The organism is Pontibacillus sp. HMF3514, from assembly GCF_009858175.1.
In the GTDB taxonomy this organism is placed as follows: domain Bacteria; phylum Bacillota; class Bacilli; order Bacillales; family BH030062; genus Pontibacillus.
In genome coordinates this window covers 2,685,407-2,699,916 of the sequence record NZ_CP047393.1, presented here as the reverse complement: position 1 = coordinate 2,699,916, position 14,510 = coordinate 2,685,407, and the positions used below count along the sequence as shown (strand labels likewise).

Below are 14,510 nucleotides of genomic sequence, written 5' to 3'. Positions count from 1 at the left end.
CATGAGAAAAGTAGGTTTACTGGGGGGGACATTTGACCCTCCTCATATCGGGCATTTGCTCGTAGCTGAAGAAGTGTTTCAAGCACTTGGGCTTGATGAGGTATGGTTTGTGCCGTCTCATGACCCACCACACAAAGAAGCTTCAAATACAAATGTGGAACATCGAGTGGAAATGACCCAACTAGCGATCAAATCGAATCCGCATTTTAATGTGAGCACGATTGAAATGGAGCGTTCTGGCATTTCTTACACTTATGACACAGTTAACGAATTGATTCGTCAATTTGAAGATACAATATTCTACTTTATTATTGGTGGAGATCAAGTAGAGTATTTACCAAAATGGCATCGAATTGATGAATTAGTTGAACTGGTCACATTTGTAGGGGTTAAAAGAAGAGGTCACGAATTGAAAAGTCCTTATCCTATTGAAAAAGTGGATATTCCGATGTTCGAGGTATCGTCAACATTAGTGCGAGATAGGATTAAATTCGGAGGCTCAACGAAGTACTTACTGCCAGAAGGTGTGGAATCTTATATAAAGGAGCATAATTTATATGAATAGAGAAGAAGCTTTAGCTCTTGTTAAGCCTCATTTAAAGCAAGAACGATATGATCATACGGTCCGCGTTATGGAAACAGCCATTCAACTTGCTCAAACGTATGGGGTAGATGAGGAAAAAGCTGAGATTGCTGCAATCTTTCATGATTATGCTAAATATCGACCGATTACAGAAATGAAGCGTTGGATTGAATCAACGTACTTACCAAAAGACTTACTTCATTACCACCATGAACTATGGCATGGTCCTGTAGGGGCTCTTTTGGTGGAACGAGAGATCGGTCTTAAAGATAAAGAAGTTCTTGAAGCAATTCATTATCATACAACAGGTCGAGCTCATATGACCAAGCTTGATAAAGTCATTTTCTTAGCTGACTATATTGAACCTGGACGAAAATTTCCAGGGTTAGAAGAAGTCCGCAAAAGTTCTTGGGAAGATTTAGATTATGGGTGTTGGATGGCTTCTAAAAATACGATTGCCTTTTTAATGAGTAAGAGCCAACCAATTTATCCGGAAACATTTCATGCCTATAATGCATTGACGAATAAAATTAAAGCGTAACCTATGGAAGGAATGGTTAAATGGAAAGTAAGGAACTAATGCAGCTTGCCGCACAAGCATGTGAAGATAAGCGTGGAGAAGATATTGTCGTGATGGACATGAAACATGTGTCCCTTATTTCGGATTACTTCTTAATCTGTCATGGTACAAGTGAAAGACAAGTACAAGCTATTGCACGTGGCATCAAACAAGAAGCAGAAGAAAAAGGGATCGAAGTAAAAAGGTTCGAAGGTTTTGAACATGCACGTTGGATCCTTATTGATTTAGACGATGTCGTTTGTCATGTTTTCCATGAGGATGAACGTGGTTATTATAACCTTGAACGCCTTTGGGGCGATGCACCAACTTATACGTTCCAAGACATCGCACCAGATCAAGCTTAATGATGAGCTATGGTCGTTTTGCAGAAGTGTATGACACTTTAATGAAGGATGTCCCTTATGAGCAATGGGTTCAGTTTACAAATAGAAGAATCAAAACTTATTGCTCGAATGCGGGTTCAATTCTTGATTTAGGTGCAGGCACAGGTGAAATCACGATACAATTAAGTGCGCAAGGTTATCATGTATCAGGTGTTGACCTGTCTGAAGAGATGCTTTCGATTGCTGAACGTAAGAGTAATCTTCATAACCAATCGATCCAATGGCTTAAACAAGATATAACGAATCTAGAGGTTCCCGGAATGTATGATATCATAGTTAGTTACTGTGATGTATTGAATTATATTACGGATGATCAAGACGTACAGAAAGTCTTTCAGAGTGTCTATGATTCATTAGAACCTGCAGGACTTTTCATGTTTGATGTTCACTCGATAGGATATGTGGAACATGTTCTTAAAAATCAAACCTTTGGCGTAGTGTATGACGAGGTATCCTATATTTGGTTTTGTGATGAAGGAGAAACGCCTCATACCGTTCATCATGATTTAACCTTTTTTGTCAAGAACGATCAAAATTATGAGCGCTTTGATGAGTACCATACGCAACGCACATATAGTGTCGAGGATTACTCGCAATGGTTAAAAGAGATAGGTTTTACAATTCAAGGAATACATGCTGACTTTGCAGATGAAGCGGGTTATGATGAACTAGAGAATGATCGTATATTTTTTGTTTGTCAGAAACCAAATTAAAATAAAAAAGACTATATAAATAAGTAGTTCAGTTATGGCATTTGTAACCTTAATTGAACTATTTTTTTGTGTAGAAAATATCTCTATAAATGTAAAAAAAGAGCATCAAATTGCTTTGGCAATTTAATACTCAACTCTCCGATGTACTGGGTTCTCTATTTTTTTATGAATGAAGCAGGAAAATCTACTGAAATGTGGAATTAATATCTTATCCCATTTCCTGCTCTCGAATTTCGCGCTTATCTTTAGCATATTTATGATGAGTGCGATGGAATAGCAAATTAAACATGTTACCAATTTCTCGTTCTAATACTGCAATACCTTCTCCTGTCACACCACCCTTAACACATACTTTCTCTTGTAATGTTCTGAGAGAGTAATGACCATCCTCAATTAACTTTCCGAACCCAATCATCATTTCTGTCATCATAATTGTAGCTTCTTCTTCGGTAATCTCTGTCTCTTCACACGCTGCTTGTATGAACCTTTGTATTAAATAGCTAAAAAAGGCAGGACCACAAGAAACAATGTCTGATGAGACCCTCGTTATTGAATCCTTAATTTCTACAGGTCTAGAAAACACCTTACAACTTTGTGTTAAGTATCCCTTCATAACTGGCTCTACAGAATCTCCAAAAGTTAATAGGGCCACACCTGAAAGTGCTCGGTTCGTGATACTTGGTACTAAACGAGCAACTTGGCATGGAACAAGCTTCTCCAAATCCTCAACAGCATATGGACTCGTAATTGAAACTAAGCACTGCTGCTTAGATAATGTAGGCTCCAATTTGATTAAAAGGGGGTGAATATCTAAGGGCTTAACACATATGAATACTAAATCTGTTTTTTCTGCGATAGAGGCAGCATTTTCGCAAACATGTATAGCAGGATAGTTTTTTTGAATGGCATAAGCCTTTTCAAGTGTTCTATTGGTGATATATAAGTCTTCTTGATCGATCATACCAGATTCTAGCCAAGCTTCTGCTAAGATCGTCCCCATGTTTCCCGTTCCGATGATTCCCCATTTCATCCTACATCCCCTCCTTTACAACACGGTCTTTTTACATTCTATGTTCCCTTAACAAATATATGAAAGTAGGTGGTACGTTTATGAAAAGAATTCCAAACTACGTCTTAACGCTCTTGGTTTTGTTCAGCTTTATAGGTTTATTCTTCTGGCAGCAAGATATGCCTTCAGATCAAAAAGTGCTGAAAATGGAACAAAAGAATCAGAGTGAATATGATGTTGCTGATTCGAAAAGTGAACGGAAAACAAAATTTTCAATTGTTGTTGATGTGAAAGGTGAAGTGAATCAACCAGGAGTTTATGAGCTTGAAGAGGGGAGAAGGGTTCAGGATGCCATAATGAGAGCTGGAGGGATGACTGACCAAGCTGATCCTCTTTCGGTTAATCTGGCTCAAAAATTAATGGATGAAATGGTTGTGTATGTTTCTGCTGAAACCTTAGTGGAAGTGGTGAATGGCTCTTACGCTGATAAGTTATCCATAAATCGAGCCTCACTTGAAGAATTGATGAATTTATCTGGCATCGGAGAAGTAAAAGCTAAAAAAATAATTGCTTATAGAGATCAATATGGCCCTTTTAAATCTGTGGACGACCTCTTAGAGATTAGAGGGATAGGTAGTAAAACGTTAGAAGGGTTTCGCGAGGATGTTCGTGTTCCTTGAGCTTATTGACGAGCCTATTGGAAGGCAGTACACTTAATGAGAAAATTCCGAAAAGGTGGTTTTGTAGATGAAACGGATTTCCTGGGATCAATATTTTATGGCACAAAGTCATTTGTTAGCTTTACGTAGTACATGTGAACGTTTAGCTGTAGGAGCAACGATTGTACGGGATAAACGTATTATTGCGGGTGGATATAACGGGAGTGTCTCAGGAAGTGTTCATTGTATTGATGAAGGCTGCTATGTCATTGATGGTCACTGTGTTCGTACCATTCACGCAGAGATGAACGCCTTATTACAATGTGCGAAATTCGGCGTACCAACAGAGGGATCAGAGGTATATGTAACTCATTTCCCATGTATTCACTGTTGTAAAGCTCTTATACAAGCTGGAATTAAGAGTGTGTATTATGCGAAGGATTATAAAAACCATCCATATGCTGAAGAATTATTTAAAGACGCAGGTGTCCATGTGGAAAAAGTGGAACTAGAAGATCTTGTTGTAGATACAAAATCACAAGAAAAGCTACAATACATAAATGATTTAATTGACCATTTAGAAGAAAGTAATGTTTCCTCAGATAAAATTCACACTTTACGTCAGGAAGCTGCATCATTATTTGCGCCACGTAAAGGTTAATACTTGTTGTATAGAGGGAGGAGGTGAAGGGATGAATGGGTATTGGCATTATGTTGCCATATCAGGACTCCTTGGATTTGCTCTATCCATTCAAAGCCATTTGGGTTTTTTTATTGCAACCATCTTATGTCTAGGATTGTTACGTTGGTACACCCTCCCTAAGCTCCCTCTATTCATTTGTGTGGTCTCTATGGTTCTTCCGTTATTAATGAATCATTACACTTCACCATCTATCAAGCCTTTCCCCTCTGATAAACAATATTGGTCAGTAACCGTTACGAGAGCTCCAGAAATTAAATCGGATTATATTCGTTTTGAAGCTATAGAAAAAGAAACAGAAAGAAAGTGGCTAGTTTACTCCTTTGACCTCTCACATTTATCCTCTGCCTTTCAATACGGTGCCACATGTGCATTTACAGGTACTCCTAAAAAACCAGAACAAGCTCGTAACCCTGGAGTATTTGATTATCGGGAATATATCTATTCTAAAGGTCTTCAAGGACTTATCGTGATTAATGATGACAAAGTCGTTTGTAGTAAAGGGACACTCTTCTCAAAAATATTTCAGTGGAGACAAACCATTATTGCTCATACCCAAGAGGCATATAGTAAAAAAACAGCATCTTGGATCAATGCTCTCGTATTTGGTGATGACCAGTATCTTTTAAATGAAGAAGTTGAATCTTTTCAACGATGGAATTTATCTCATTTACTTGCGATTTCAGGATTACACGTTGGTCTTTTCATTGCCTTCTTTTCTTATACAGGGATCCGTTTTGGTATCTTAACCAAGGGAAAGGTGAAAGTAATGATTATGCTCTTTTTACCGGTATATTCTGTTTTAGCGGGAGGGGCTCCTTCTGTGCTGAGGGCCACTTTAATGGCTGAAGCGGTTATTCTTATGACGTTTCTAAACCAACGATGGCGGATTACAGATGTATTGAGCATTATTGTTCTCTTCACCTTATGGTTTAATCCTTCACTTTTATTTCAGTTAGGGTTTCAATTCTCATTTGTTGTTACATTCTCGCTTTTACTCTCCAAACCAATCTTCACTCAATACAATTCCTTCATATTTTCGCTTCTTCGTGTAAGTTTTATTAGTCAACTTGCGATTCTCCCCATTCAATTGGATACGTTTTATTCCTATAATCCTCTTTCCTTAATTATGAACTTGTTGTACATTCCTATTTTTTCGTTTCTTATATTACCATTATGTCTCTTTTTAGTTTTGTTTTCTTTTTTTCAAGGTGTCCTAACGAATTGGGGCGATTTGTTATTTCAAAAACTTCTTAAGCTTTGCATGGATTTATTATTTTTCCTAGATCGGATAGGGTACCTGGAATTGGTTACAGGAGAGCTATTATTTGGTGTAATCATCATGTATTACATTGTATTGATTTTGATGATGCGTCAGTGGACTATATGGAACGAGAAGAAGACCTTTCTTTGGGCGGTTCTGCTTGTATTCGTATTATTGTTTGATGCATGTGTACCTTACTTTTCCAAAGTAGGTCGGGTGACCATGTTAGATATTGGTCAAGGGGATACATTTGTCATTGAGTGGCCCAACCGAGAATATGTGATGATAATTGATGCAGCAGGGGCTGTTAAATCAAACGAAGATGTATTTTCAAAAGTGATTGAACCCTATTTATTGTCAAGAGGTATTGGGGGTGTTGATGTATTGTTGTTAACTCACCATGACGTGGATCATATGGGGAGCGCAGCTAAAGTGATTTCTCGATTTAACGTTAATACGGTCATAACTAGCCCTTATTTTGAAGAGGATAACCAATTTAAAAATCAGGTTACAGTTCGTAAAGGGGATGTCTTTCAAGTGGGAGAAACTTCATTTCATGTCTTACATCCTGACCGAGACATGGAGAGCACCAATGAAAATTCACTTGTGATTCGTTCTCATATTGGAGGGAAATCATGGTTGTTCACAGGGGATATAAGTGGTGACAATGAAAAAATGCTGAATTCAGATCCAGTGGATGTTTTAAAAGTAGCTCATCACGGTAGTCGTTTTTCAACAAATGAAACGTTCTTGCGTAAAATGTCCCCTGAAGTAGCTTGGATTTCGGTTGGAAGGAACAATTCTCATGGACATCCATCTCAAGAGGTAATTGATCGATTAGAACAAGAAAATGTACGAATCATGAGAACAGATCAGTATGGAGCGGTCTACTTTGAATTTTCAGGTGGGACAGGTACGTTTTATAGGCATGAACCATAGGATAACGTATAACGAAAACCATAAAAAAAGAGACTGTCTCGAGAGCAGCCTCTTTTGTCTCATCATACATTAGTTACCAAGTAATCGTACACCTGCACCAATAGCGAAGATGATAAAGAAGAACAAGAATGAGAAAACAAACCCTAAACCTGAATCAATAACATCGTTAGTTGGTGATTGTACTTCTTTTTTAAATTCGTTCACTTTTACCCCTCCTATACCATTTCCTAGTATAAGCGATTACACGAAAAAAATCTATACTAGGTAGAAAATTTCATGTACCTTTCGTATTCCCTTTGTTGACAAGAGTTAACACCCATAGTTTTTACGGATTTGGCTACTCTATAAGTAAGCTAAAAATATCGTTTATAAAACAGTTGCCTAGGGCTGTTTTGTAAACGTTTATATAGATGCCAGGGGGGAATGGAAAGTCCATTTCCCTCTTCAATTCACTCTTGAAAGCCATGCAAATTCCGTATACCATACTCTTATGAGTAGAAATGGAGGAACGACCGTATGGTTTATTTTGATGCATTAAAGAAAATCAAGAAAAAACAGTTTGATCCTGTTTATTTGATATATGGAACGGAGTCTTATTTGATCCAAGACCTTCAACAAGCACTCGTGCAAAACGCATTATCAGAGGACGAGCACGATGTGAATTTATCGGTTTATGACCTTGAAGAAATGCCAATACAAGAGGTCATTATGGATGCTGAAACATTTCCGTTTTTTGGAGACCGAAAATTATTACTTTGTAAAAACCCGAGCTTCTTTAAAGCTAAACCCGATAAAGTTCAGGTTGAACACGATTTAAATGTTCTCCAATCCTATCTCGAGCAACCCGTGGATTATTCTGTGATTGTGTTCATTGCTCCATACGAGAAGGTAGATGAGCGTAAGAAAATTATAAAACAAATCAAAGAAGTTGGACAGGTTATTCCGTGCCAATCTTTTAAAGAATATGAAATGAACGATTGGATTCAATCCATGGCTAAGGAACTACATATAAACTTAGAGTCCCCTGCATTAGAAATCTTTATTCAGGAAAACGGGACCAATTTAATGTCTATTCGTAATGAACTTGAGAAGATGGCTTTATATGTAGGAGAAGGGGGGACGGTAACAAAGGAAGTGGCAGAACTGCTTGCTTCACACAACCCTCAAGCATCAGCCTTTAAATTAGTTGATGCTGTCATGAATCAAAATATTCAACGGGCTATGTTGATCTATAAAGATTTGGAAAAACAAAATGAAGAGCCAATAGGCTTACTTGCATTGCTTGCGTCTCAGTTCAGGTTGATCTTCCAATCCAAACTATTGAAGCAAAAAGGTTATTCTCAAAACCAAATTGCTCAACAAGCAAAAGTAGCTCCATTTGCTGTAAAAATGGCTTTGAAACGTGAAAGAGGCTTTACTGATAAAGAACTCTCCTTGATTATGCAACATTTGACCGAAGCAGATGCAGCGATCAAACAAGGAAAGATGGATAAAACATTAGCCTTTGAAATGCTTCTGTACGAACTAATAAATTTAAAACGATCCACTAGTGCTTAAGAGCGCTGGTGGATTTTTTAATTACTTGTTCCGTTTTAGTCCCCTTACCTGGAAGACTTGGAATCGAGATAATGTGCAGTGGATGTCCGTTGCTGGAAAAAGAAAAAGGGGTTCAGTGAAACGGCAATACTCCTGCGGAAGACCAGCTGAGCCTCCTCATACGCTACGCTCCTTGCGGGGTCTCATCTGCCCTTTCTACCGCGGGAGTTTGCCGTTTCCCTCACCCCTTTGCTTTTATGGAGATTAACGGACCCTAGTTTCTTGAGCAATAAACGTTACGGACATCTGTTCCGTTATTTTGAACTTTTAAGGCATTTCGAGAGTCGTTACGGACATATGGTACCTTATTTGTGACAAATTGGGTTTTTCAAGGTGATTTGATGCAAATAACGGAATAAATGTCCGGAAGCTCTTCATAAAAGTCATATTAAGATCAAATAACGGAACAGATGTCCTTAAGCATCACCTCTCCATATCACTGCGGTTCCGTTCATCACGATTCGGCTAAGGTGGGCTGTGGAACGGGTTGACTCCTCCGGTAGAAAGGGCGAGCGAGATCCCGCAGGAACGTAGTGACGAGGAAGCTCGATCGGTCTTCCGGGGAAAGCAACCCGTTCCACAGCCCGCCGCACTGCATAAACGCAACGGAACCACCCCTCACCAGCTTATTCCAGATAACTGCCATATTACTGAATAAATCCATTAGCAATTTTCTTATAAAACAGATCAAAATAAAAAAACATCTACCTTCGACATAAAGCCAAAAGCAGATGTTTTTACGACCCAAGGCAAGGGCCGTGGTTGTTGGTCATAATAAAGGAATCGTTATTAAGAAGTAAGCTCTTGTACTTTCTTAGAAAGACGAGCTTTTTGACGGTTACCGTTGTTTTTGTGGATAAGGCCTTTACCTACAGCTTTGTCAATTTTTTGAGCAGCTGATTTCAACGCTTCTTCCGCTTCTTGTTTTTTGTTCTCACTTACTAGGTTCTCAACACGCTTCACAGCAGAACGCATGTCTGCTTTGAAAGACTGGTTTTGAGCACGGCTAGCGTTTTGTGTAACAACACGTTTTTTCGCAGATTTAATGTTTGGCATCTATTTTCACCTCCTAAAGAGATTCAAGCCTACTTTAACTTGGAACAAGAGACATTTTACCAAAGCCCGGGCAAGTTTTCAATAGAATTATCAAAGTGTGACAAGTAAATTATCTTGTATGAAAGAATAAGCTGGCGGCAATCCTAATAAAAAAAAGTGGAGGTTTTCATATGTCACTCGATCTGGAGCGTTTCCAAATTCGAACAGACCTTGCTTTAGAAGCTAACGAAATGCTAGCTGAAAAGGAAGAAAAGAAAAATAAAACAGGCCAACAAGGTGTCACAGTTAAGGAACAAGAGGAAGGCGAAGTTAAAGTCACATATGTTGATATTGATGAGTCAGGTGCGGAACGAATGGGAAAAAAGCCAGGCACCTATATCACGATTGAATCACAAGCTATTCGAAACCATGATACGGAACTAGAGCACCACACAGCATCCATTTTTGCAAGAGAACTAGAAGGTATTATAGGAAAAGCGAACCTTCCTAAAGATGCTTCTTGTTTAGTCGTAGGATTAGGAAATGACAATGTCACACCAGATGCGCTAGGGCCAATGGTGGCTGAAAAACTTCTAGTAACCAGTCACTTATTTGAGCTACAACCTGAGAGAGTTGATAAGGGCTTTCGTCCAGTATCATCAGTAACACCTGGAGTTATGGGGGTTACAGGGATTGAGACAAGTGACATTATTTTTGGGGTTATTGAAAAAGTGAAGCCGGACTTCGTCATTGCTGTTGATGCATTGGCAGCAAGGTCTATTGATCGGGTGAATGCAACGATTCAAATCTCTGATACAGGTATCCATCCAGGATCAGGGGTTGGGAATAAACGAAAAGAATTAAGTGTAGACACGCTTGGAATTCCGGTGATTGCAGTAGGAGTTCCGACGGTTGTAGATGCGGTCACCATTACGAGCGATACGATTGACTATGTATTGAAACACTTCGGACGTGAATGGAATACAAAAGATGATCCATCAAAAGCCCTCACACCAGCCGGAATGGATTTTGGAGAAAGAAAGAAATTAACTGAAGAGGATTTGCCAAGTGATAAGCAACGAGAGGCAATTCTGGGAATGATAGGTGGTCTATCAGATCAAGAAAAAAGAAAGCTTATTCAAGAGGTATTAACACCAATCGGTCATAATTTAATGGTTACACCAAAAGAAGTTGATGGATTCATGAAAGACATGGCTCATGTCATTGCTTCTGGAATGAACGCAGCCTTACATGAGGATGTAGATACGGATACAGAGGACGCGTTTACAAGATAATATAAAAATTAGAAGAAAGGTTCTACTCTCTCTTTTATGCTCATATAGATTTACTAGAGTTGCTAGAAATGAGCAGAGGGAGTGGAACTCGTGTCTAAGAAGAATTTTTCTTTTATTCATAAAGAGTTAAAGAGTTGGTACAAACGAAGCGGTGTATTTCTGTTTTCTGTCATAGCCTTGTTTTTGTTAATTGGGTTGTTAACGTCAATTCAACCTGCTTATAGATTATCTTCTTCTTCTGTTCACCATTTGACAGGTCAAATTTCAGGAAGGTCTTTTCTTCACTTGATGGGAATGGAAAATCGTCTTTATAAAGAAGCATACCCTGAAGATCAAGAGGAAATTGATGTTACTCAGCTCGTTTTCCAAAGTGCTACCTCTATTAAACCCGATGATCCAAGGTCTTTACTAGGGAGAGAACTACCTGGGTTTGCAGCTTATGATGGGAAGATCATAGTGGCAGGTGAGGGAACAGATTATACGAATATGCCGATTGAGTCTTCACCCCCAATGGAAGTGTTTGAGGAAGAAAAAGAAGCTGTCATAACCGATGATGAAACTCCTGATCCACCTAAAGCTGAAGAAAAAGAGCCAGTTCAGACAACTGGCGAACGTGATGTTGTATTTATATATCATTCTCATAACCGCGAGTCCTTCTTACCTCTACTTCCACCAGGGACAGTCGCCGATGATGCCTATCATTCAAAGGCGAATATAACCATGGTTGGTGATAGGCTTAAGAAAAGTTTGGAGAATAATGGGATAGGTACAAATATTGATAAATCGGATATAACTGGAAAGTTATTAAATAATGGGATGAAATATTACGAATCCTATGAAATGTCTAGACCGGTCGTTGCACAAGCTATAAAGCAAAATGATAACCTCCAATTCTTTTTTGACCTTCATAGAGATTGGCATTCGGACAAGTCCTTCACATCTAAAGAGATAAATGGTAAATCTTACGCTCGCTTGTTCTTTGTAGTTGGTGGGGATAATCCGAATTATGAAAAGAATGCCAAATTAGCTTGGGATTTACACAAACTGCTCGAAAAGAAATATCCAGGGATCAGTCGAGGTGTGACAGAGAAAAAAGGTCAAGGAACAAATGGTGTATTTAACCAAGATCTTTCAAGTAATTCAATCGTAATTGAGTTCGGTGGAGTAAGCAGTAATTTAGAGGAACTATATCGAACAGCTGATGCATTTGCAGAAGTCTTTAGCGACTACTACTGGCAGGCTGAAAAAGTGAACGGTAATTAAGGAGCTGAGCCTAAATGGTACGAATGACAATGACATTTCTTGTGATGGTGATCTTATTTTTAGGTGGTGTGCTGGTTGGAATGAACCAAGCTAGCCAAGGAATGATAAAAATGCGTGGGTTCGAAAGTGAAACATTTCAAGAAGCAGTTCAAACTCGTCATGTCGATACTGGGAAAGTAGAAGTTAAAGTACTAGGTCAAGATTTTCAACAAGTGTCAATGGACGAGAAGCAAAAAAAGTATGAAGAGTTACAATCTAGCCATGGAATCCAAAAGGTAGCGGTTACGCTCGAAAAGTCAGTACAATGGTTGTACAATCAAATGATCATGGTCGTTTATCAATTTGTACAAGTATTCTTTTAATACGATTGATTGTAAAATAAGGCGCTTGTCTACATACTAAGACAAGCGCCTTATTAATGCCGATTATCATTATCTTAAACCGAGTTTAAGCTTGTAAAAATTTCTTATACAAGGGCCCATTTATAATAGGATCATGGACTTTTCGTTGAAGTATCCCTATTCCATTGCTATAATCTAAGCTAGCGATTGTTGCGGTATAAAGTAGGAGTGATGAATGTGAGTAACAACCCAATTAAACAAGAAAATGTGCGTAATTTTTCGATTATCGCTCATATAGACCACGGCAAATCAACTTTAGCCGATAGAATTTTAGAAAGAACAAAAGCTTTAACTCAACGAGAAATGAAAGAGCAATTTCTTGATGCTATGGACTTAGAACGTGAACGTGGTATTACAATTAAGCTAAATGCGGTTCAGTTGCGTTACGGAGCAGCAAATGGTGAAGATTATTTGTTCCACTTAATCGATACACCGGGTCACGTAGACTTTACGTATGAGGTATCTCGTAGTTTAGCTGCTTGTGACGGAGTTCTTTTAGTGGTGGATGCTGCGCAAGGAATTGAAGCTCAGACGCTAGCGAACTTATACTTAGCGCTTGATAATGATCTTGAAATCATACCTGTTATTAATAAAATTGATTTACCAGCAGCAGATCCAGAACGTGTAACAAAAGAATTAGAAGATTTATTAGGTGTAACGAAAGATGAAGTCATTCACGCTTCAGGAAAATCTGGAATTGGAATCGACGATATTCTAGAAGCGATCGTAGAACGCGTTCCAGCTCCAGAAGGTGAGCCAGAGGATCCATTGAAAGCACTTATCTTTGACTCATTGTATGACCCTTACCGAGGCGTTATCGCTTCGATCAGTATTAAGGAAGGTACAGTTCGCGTTGGTCAACGTATTCGTATGATGCAGACGGAGAAAGAGTTCGAAGTCACTGAAATTGGTGTATTTAATCCTAAACCAACCCCTAAAGATTCCCTGACAGTAGGGGATGTTGGATATTTAACGGCTTCTATTAAAAATGTGAGTGATTCTCGTGTGGGTGATACGATTACATCTGCTGAGCGACCAGCTGCTAAACCGTTACCGGGTTATAAGAAAATGAATCCAATGGTGTTCTGTGGAATCTTCCCAGTTGATGCTTCAAACTATAATGACCTTAGAGAAGCGCTTGAGCGATTAGAGTTAAATGACTCTTCTCTACAGTACGAAGCAGAAACATCTCAGGCACTAGGCTTTGGTTTCCGTTGCGGATTCCTTGGTTTACTACACATGGAGATTATTCAAGAGCGTATTGAGCGTGAATTTGGCATTGACCTTATTACAACAGCGCCAAGTGTTATTTACGAAGTAGAGCTAACAGATGGCGAAACGATTACCGTGGATAATCCATCTATGATGCCAGATACACAATCTGTATCAGAAGTGCGTGAACCATTTGTGAAAGCAACAATAATGGTTCCTAACGAGTATGTTGGTTCTGTTATGGAGATTTGTCAGGCAAAGCGTGGCGCCTTTCAGGATATGCAATACCTTGATGATAACCGTGTGAATATTACGTATGAGATTCCACTTTCAGAGATCGTGTACGACTTCTTCGATCAACTAAAATCTCAAACGAAAGGGTACGCATCCTTTGACTATGATCTGGTCGGTTACCGTCCATCAAACCTAGTCAAAATGGATATCTTGTTAAACAATGATACGATCGATGCTTTATCCTTTATTGTTCACCGTGACTTCGCTTATGAGCGAGGAAAAGCCATTGCAAATAAGTTGAAGGATCTTATTCCAAGACAACAGTTCGAGGTACCAGTTCAGGCAGCGATTGGGAATAAGATCGTGGCTCGTTCAACCATTAAAGCTATGCGTAAAAACGTTCTTTCAAAATGTTACGGCGGTGACATTTCACGTAAACGTAAACTTCTTGAAAAGCAAAAAGAAGGTAAAAAGCGTATGAAAATGGTTGGTTCTGTTGAAGTTCCTCAAGAGGCATTCATGGCCGTTCTTGAAATGGATTCTGACAACGATTAAAAGTCAATATCGAGCTTACCAGCAATTAGATGATTTATGATTAATGAACAATATTAAATATCTATACAAAAACCGCAGGATGTTATTCT

15 protein-coding genes are annotated in these 14,510 nt (G+C 38.8%); 12 read left to right on the top strand and 3 right to left on the bottom strand.

Translation table 11 applies throughout. The annotated features are described in order from the left end of the window. Position 1 precedes the first annotated feature (1 nt). Genes GS400_RS13970 through GS400_RS13955 form a run of 4 tightly spaced genes read left to right on the top strand, consistent with a single transcriptional unit; the run spans position 2 to position 2,259 of the window. Positions 2-565: a nicotinate-nucleotide adenylyltransferase gene (locus GS400_RS13970; protein ID WP_160102764.1), complete on the top strand. Its 564-nt coding sequence runs from the start codon at positions 2-4 to the stop codon at positions 563-565. Beyond that, positions 558-1,124 (top strand): bis(5'-nucleosyl)-tetraphosphatase (symmetrical) YqeK, encoded by a 567-nt coding sequence (gene yqeK / locus GS400_RS13965; protein WP_160102762.1) that lies wholly within the window; start codon positions 558-560, stop codon positions 1,122-1,124. Before GS400_RS13970 ends, yqeK begins: the two co-directional genes overlap by 8 nt. 20 nt (positions 1,125-1,144) lie before the next feature. After that, on the top strand, positions 1,145-1,507 hold the full coding sequence (gene rsfS / locus GS400_RS13960) for a ribosome silencing factor (RefSeq protein WP_160102760.1): 363 nt from the start codon (positions 1,145-1,147) through the stop codon (positions 1,505-1,507). Next, positions 1,507-2,259 (top strand): class I SAM-dependent DNA methyltransferase, encoded by a 753-nt coding sequence (locus GS400_RS13955; protein ID WP_236560953.1) that lies wholly within the window; start codon positions 1,507-1,509, stop codon positions 2,257-2,259. Before rsfS ends, GS400_RS13955 begins: the two co-directional genes overlap by 1 nt. A gap of 208 nt (positions 2,260-2,467) precedes the next feature. Here the strand turns inward: GS400_RS13955 and comER are convergent, their stop codons facing one another. Next, the gene (comER, locus tag GS400_RS13950; protein WP_160102756.1) at positions 2,468-3,289 is read right to left on the bottom strand and encodes a late competence protein ComER; all 822 of its coding nucleotides are present in this window, start codon (positions 3,287-3,289) and stop codon (positions 2,468-2,470) included. Positions 3,290-3,369: 80 nt separating this feature from the next. Between comER and GS400_RS13945 the strand changes: the two genes are divergently transcribed. From GS400_RS13945 to GS400_RS13935, 3 genes are all read left to right on the top strand, one after another. Next, on the top strand, positions 3,370-3,948 hold the full coding sequence (locus tag GS400_RS13945) for a helix-hairpin-helix domain-containing protein (RefSeq protein WP_160102754.1): 579 nt from the start codon (positions 3,370-3,372) through the stop codon (positions 3,946-3,948). Between the two features lie 67 nt (positions 3,949-4,015). Beyond that, a complete protein-coding gene (locus tag GS400_RS13940) occupies positions 4,016-4,588 on the top strand; it encodes a ComE operon protein 2 (RefSeq protein ID WP_160102752.1) in 573 nt (190 codons plus the stop codon). Between the two features lie 31 nt (positions 4,589-4,619). Next, positions 4,620-6,830: a DNA internalization-related competence protein ComEC/Rec2 gene (locus GS400_RS13935; RefSeq protein WP_160102750.1), complete on the top strand. Its 2,211-nt coding sequence runs from the start codon at positions 4,620-4,622 to the stop codon at positions 6,828-6,830. A 69-nt stretch (positions 6,831-6,899) separates the two neighbouring features. Here the strand turns inward: GS400_RS13935 and GS400_RS13930 are convergent, their stop codons facing one another. Then, positions 6,900-7,034, bottom strand: coding sequence for a YqzM family protein (locus GS400_RS13930; protein WP_027447533.1), 135 nt, complete (start codon positions 7,032-7,034; stop codon positions 6,900-6,902). Between the two features lie 312 nt (positions 7,035-7,346). Here GS400_RS13930 and holA point away from each other — a divergent pair, with 312 nt between their 5' ends. Next, positions 7,347-8,387 (top strand): DNA polymerase III subunit delta, encoded by a 1,041-nt coding sequence (gene holA, locus GS400_RS13925; RefSeq protein ID WP_160102748.1) that lies wholly within the window; start codon positions 7,347-7,349, stop codon positions 8,385-8,387. An 828-nt stretch (positions 8,388-9,215) separates the two neighbouring features. Here holA and rpsT read toward each other — a convergent pair. After that, positions 9,216-9,482: a 30S ribosomal protein S20 gene (gene rpsT, locus GS400_RS13920; RefSeq protein WP_160102746.1), complete on the bottom strand. Its 267-nt coding sequence runs from the start codon at positions 9,480-9,482 to the stop codon at positions 9,216-9,218. A gap of 170 nt (positions 9,483-9,652) precedes the next feature. Here rpsT and gpr point away from each other — a divergent pair, with 170 nt between their 5' ends. The 4 genes from gpr to lepA all read left to right on the top strand — a co-directional run bounded on the left by gpr (position 9,653) and on the right by lepA (position 14,421). Next, the gene (gene gpr, locus GS400_RS13915; RefSeq protein WP_160102744.1) at positions 9,653-10,756 is read left to right on the top strand and encodes a GPR endopeptidase; all 1,104 of its coding nucleotides are present in this window, start codon (positions 9,653-9,655) and stop codon (positions 10,754-10,756) included. 90 nt (positions 10,757-10,846) lie between these two features. Further along, positions 10,847-12,019, top strand: a complete 1,173-nt coding sequence (gene spoIIP, locus GS400_RS13910; RefSeq protein ID WP_236560950.1) for a stage II sporulation protein P — start codon at positions 10,847-10,849, stop codon at positions 12,017-12,019. Positions 12,020-12,033: 14 nt separating this feature from the next. Continuing rightward, positions 12,034-12,381: a DUF3679 domain-containing protein gene (locus tag GS400_RS13905; RefSeq protein WP_160102742.1), complete on the top strand. Its 348-nt coding sequence runs from the start codon at positions 12,034-12,036 to the stop codon at positions 12,379-12,381. A 216-nt stretch (positions 12,382-12,597) separates the two neighbouring features. Then, on the top strand, positions 12,598-14,421 hold the full coding sequence (gene lepA, locus GS400_RS13900; protein ID WP_236560948.1) for a translation elongation factor 4: 1,824 nt from the start codon (positions 12,598-12,600) through the stop codon (positions 14,419-14,421). Positions 14,422-14,510: the final 89 nt, after the last annotated feature.

Bases quoted from the DNA above. Each gene is read 5' to 3' on its own strand.
- GS400_RS13970 (WP_160102764.1), top strand. From the start codon at position 2: ATGAGAAAAGTAGGTTTACTGGGGGGGACATTTGACCCTCCTCATATC.
- yqeK (WP_160102762.1), top strand. From the start codon at position 558: ATGAATAGAGAAGAAGCTTTAGCTCTTGTTAAGCCTCATTTAAAGCAA.
- rsfS (WP_160102760.1), top strand. From the start codon at position 1,145: ATGGAAAGTAAGGAACTAATGCAGCTTGCCGCACAAGCATGTGAAGAT.
- GS400_RS13955 (WP_236560953.1), top strand. From the start codon at position 1,507: ATGATGAGCTATGGTCGTTTTGCAGAAGTGTATGACACTTTAATGAAG.
- comER (WP_160102756.1), bottom strand. From the start codon at position 3,289: ATGAAATGGGGAATCATCGGAACGGGAAACATGGGGACGATCTTAGCA.
- GS400_RS13945 (WP_160102754.1), top strand. From the start codon at position 3,370: ATGAAAAGAATTCCAAACTACGTCTTAACGCTCTTGGTTTTGTTCAGC.
- GS400_RS13940 (WP_160102752.1), top strand. From the start codon at position 4,016: ATGAAACGGATTTCCTGGGATCAATATTTTATGGCACAAAGTCATTTG.
- GS400_RS13935 (WP_160102750.1), top strand. From the start codon at position 4,620: ATGAATGGGTATTGGCATTATGTTGCCATATCAGGACTCCTTGGATTT.
- holA (WP_160102748.1), top strand. From the start codon at position 7,347: ATGGTTTATTTTGATGCATTAAAGAAAATCAAGAAAAAACAGTTTGAT.
- rpsT (WP_160102746.1), bottom strand. From the start codon at position 9,482: ATGCCAAACATTAAATCTGCGAAAAAACGTGTTGTTACACAAAACGCT.
- gpr (WP_160102744.1), top strand. From the start codon at position 9,653: ATGTCACTCGATCTGGAGCGTTTCCAAATTCGAACAGACCTTGCTTTA.
- GS400_RS13905 (WP_160102742.1), top strand. From the start codon at position 12,034: ATGGTACGAATGACAATGACATTTCTTGTGATGGTGATCTTATTTTTA.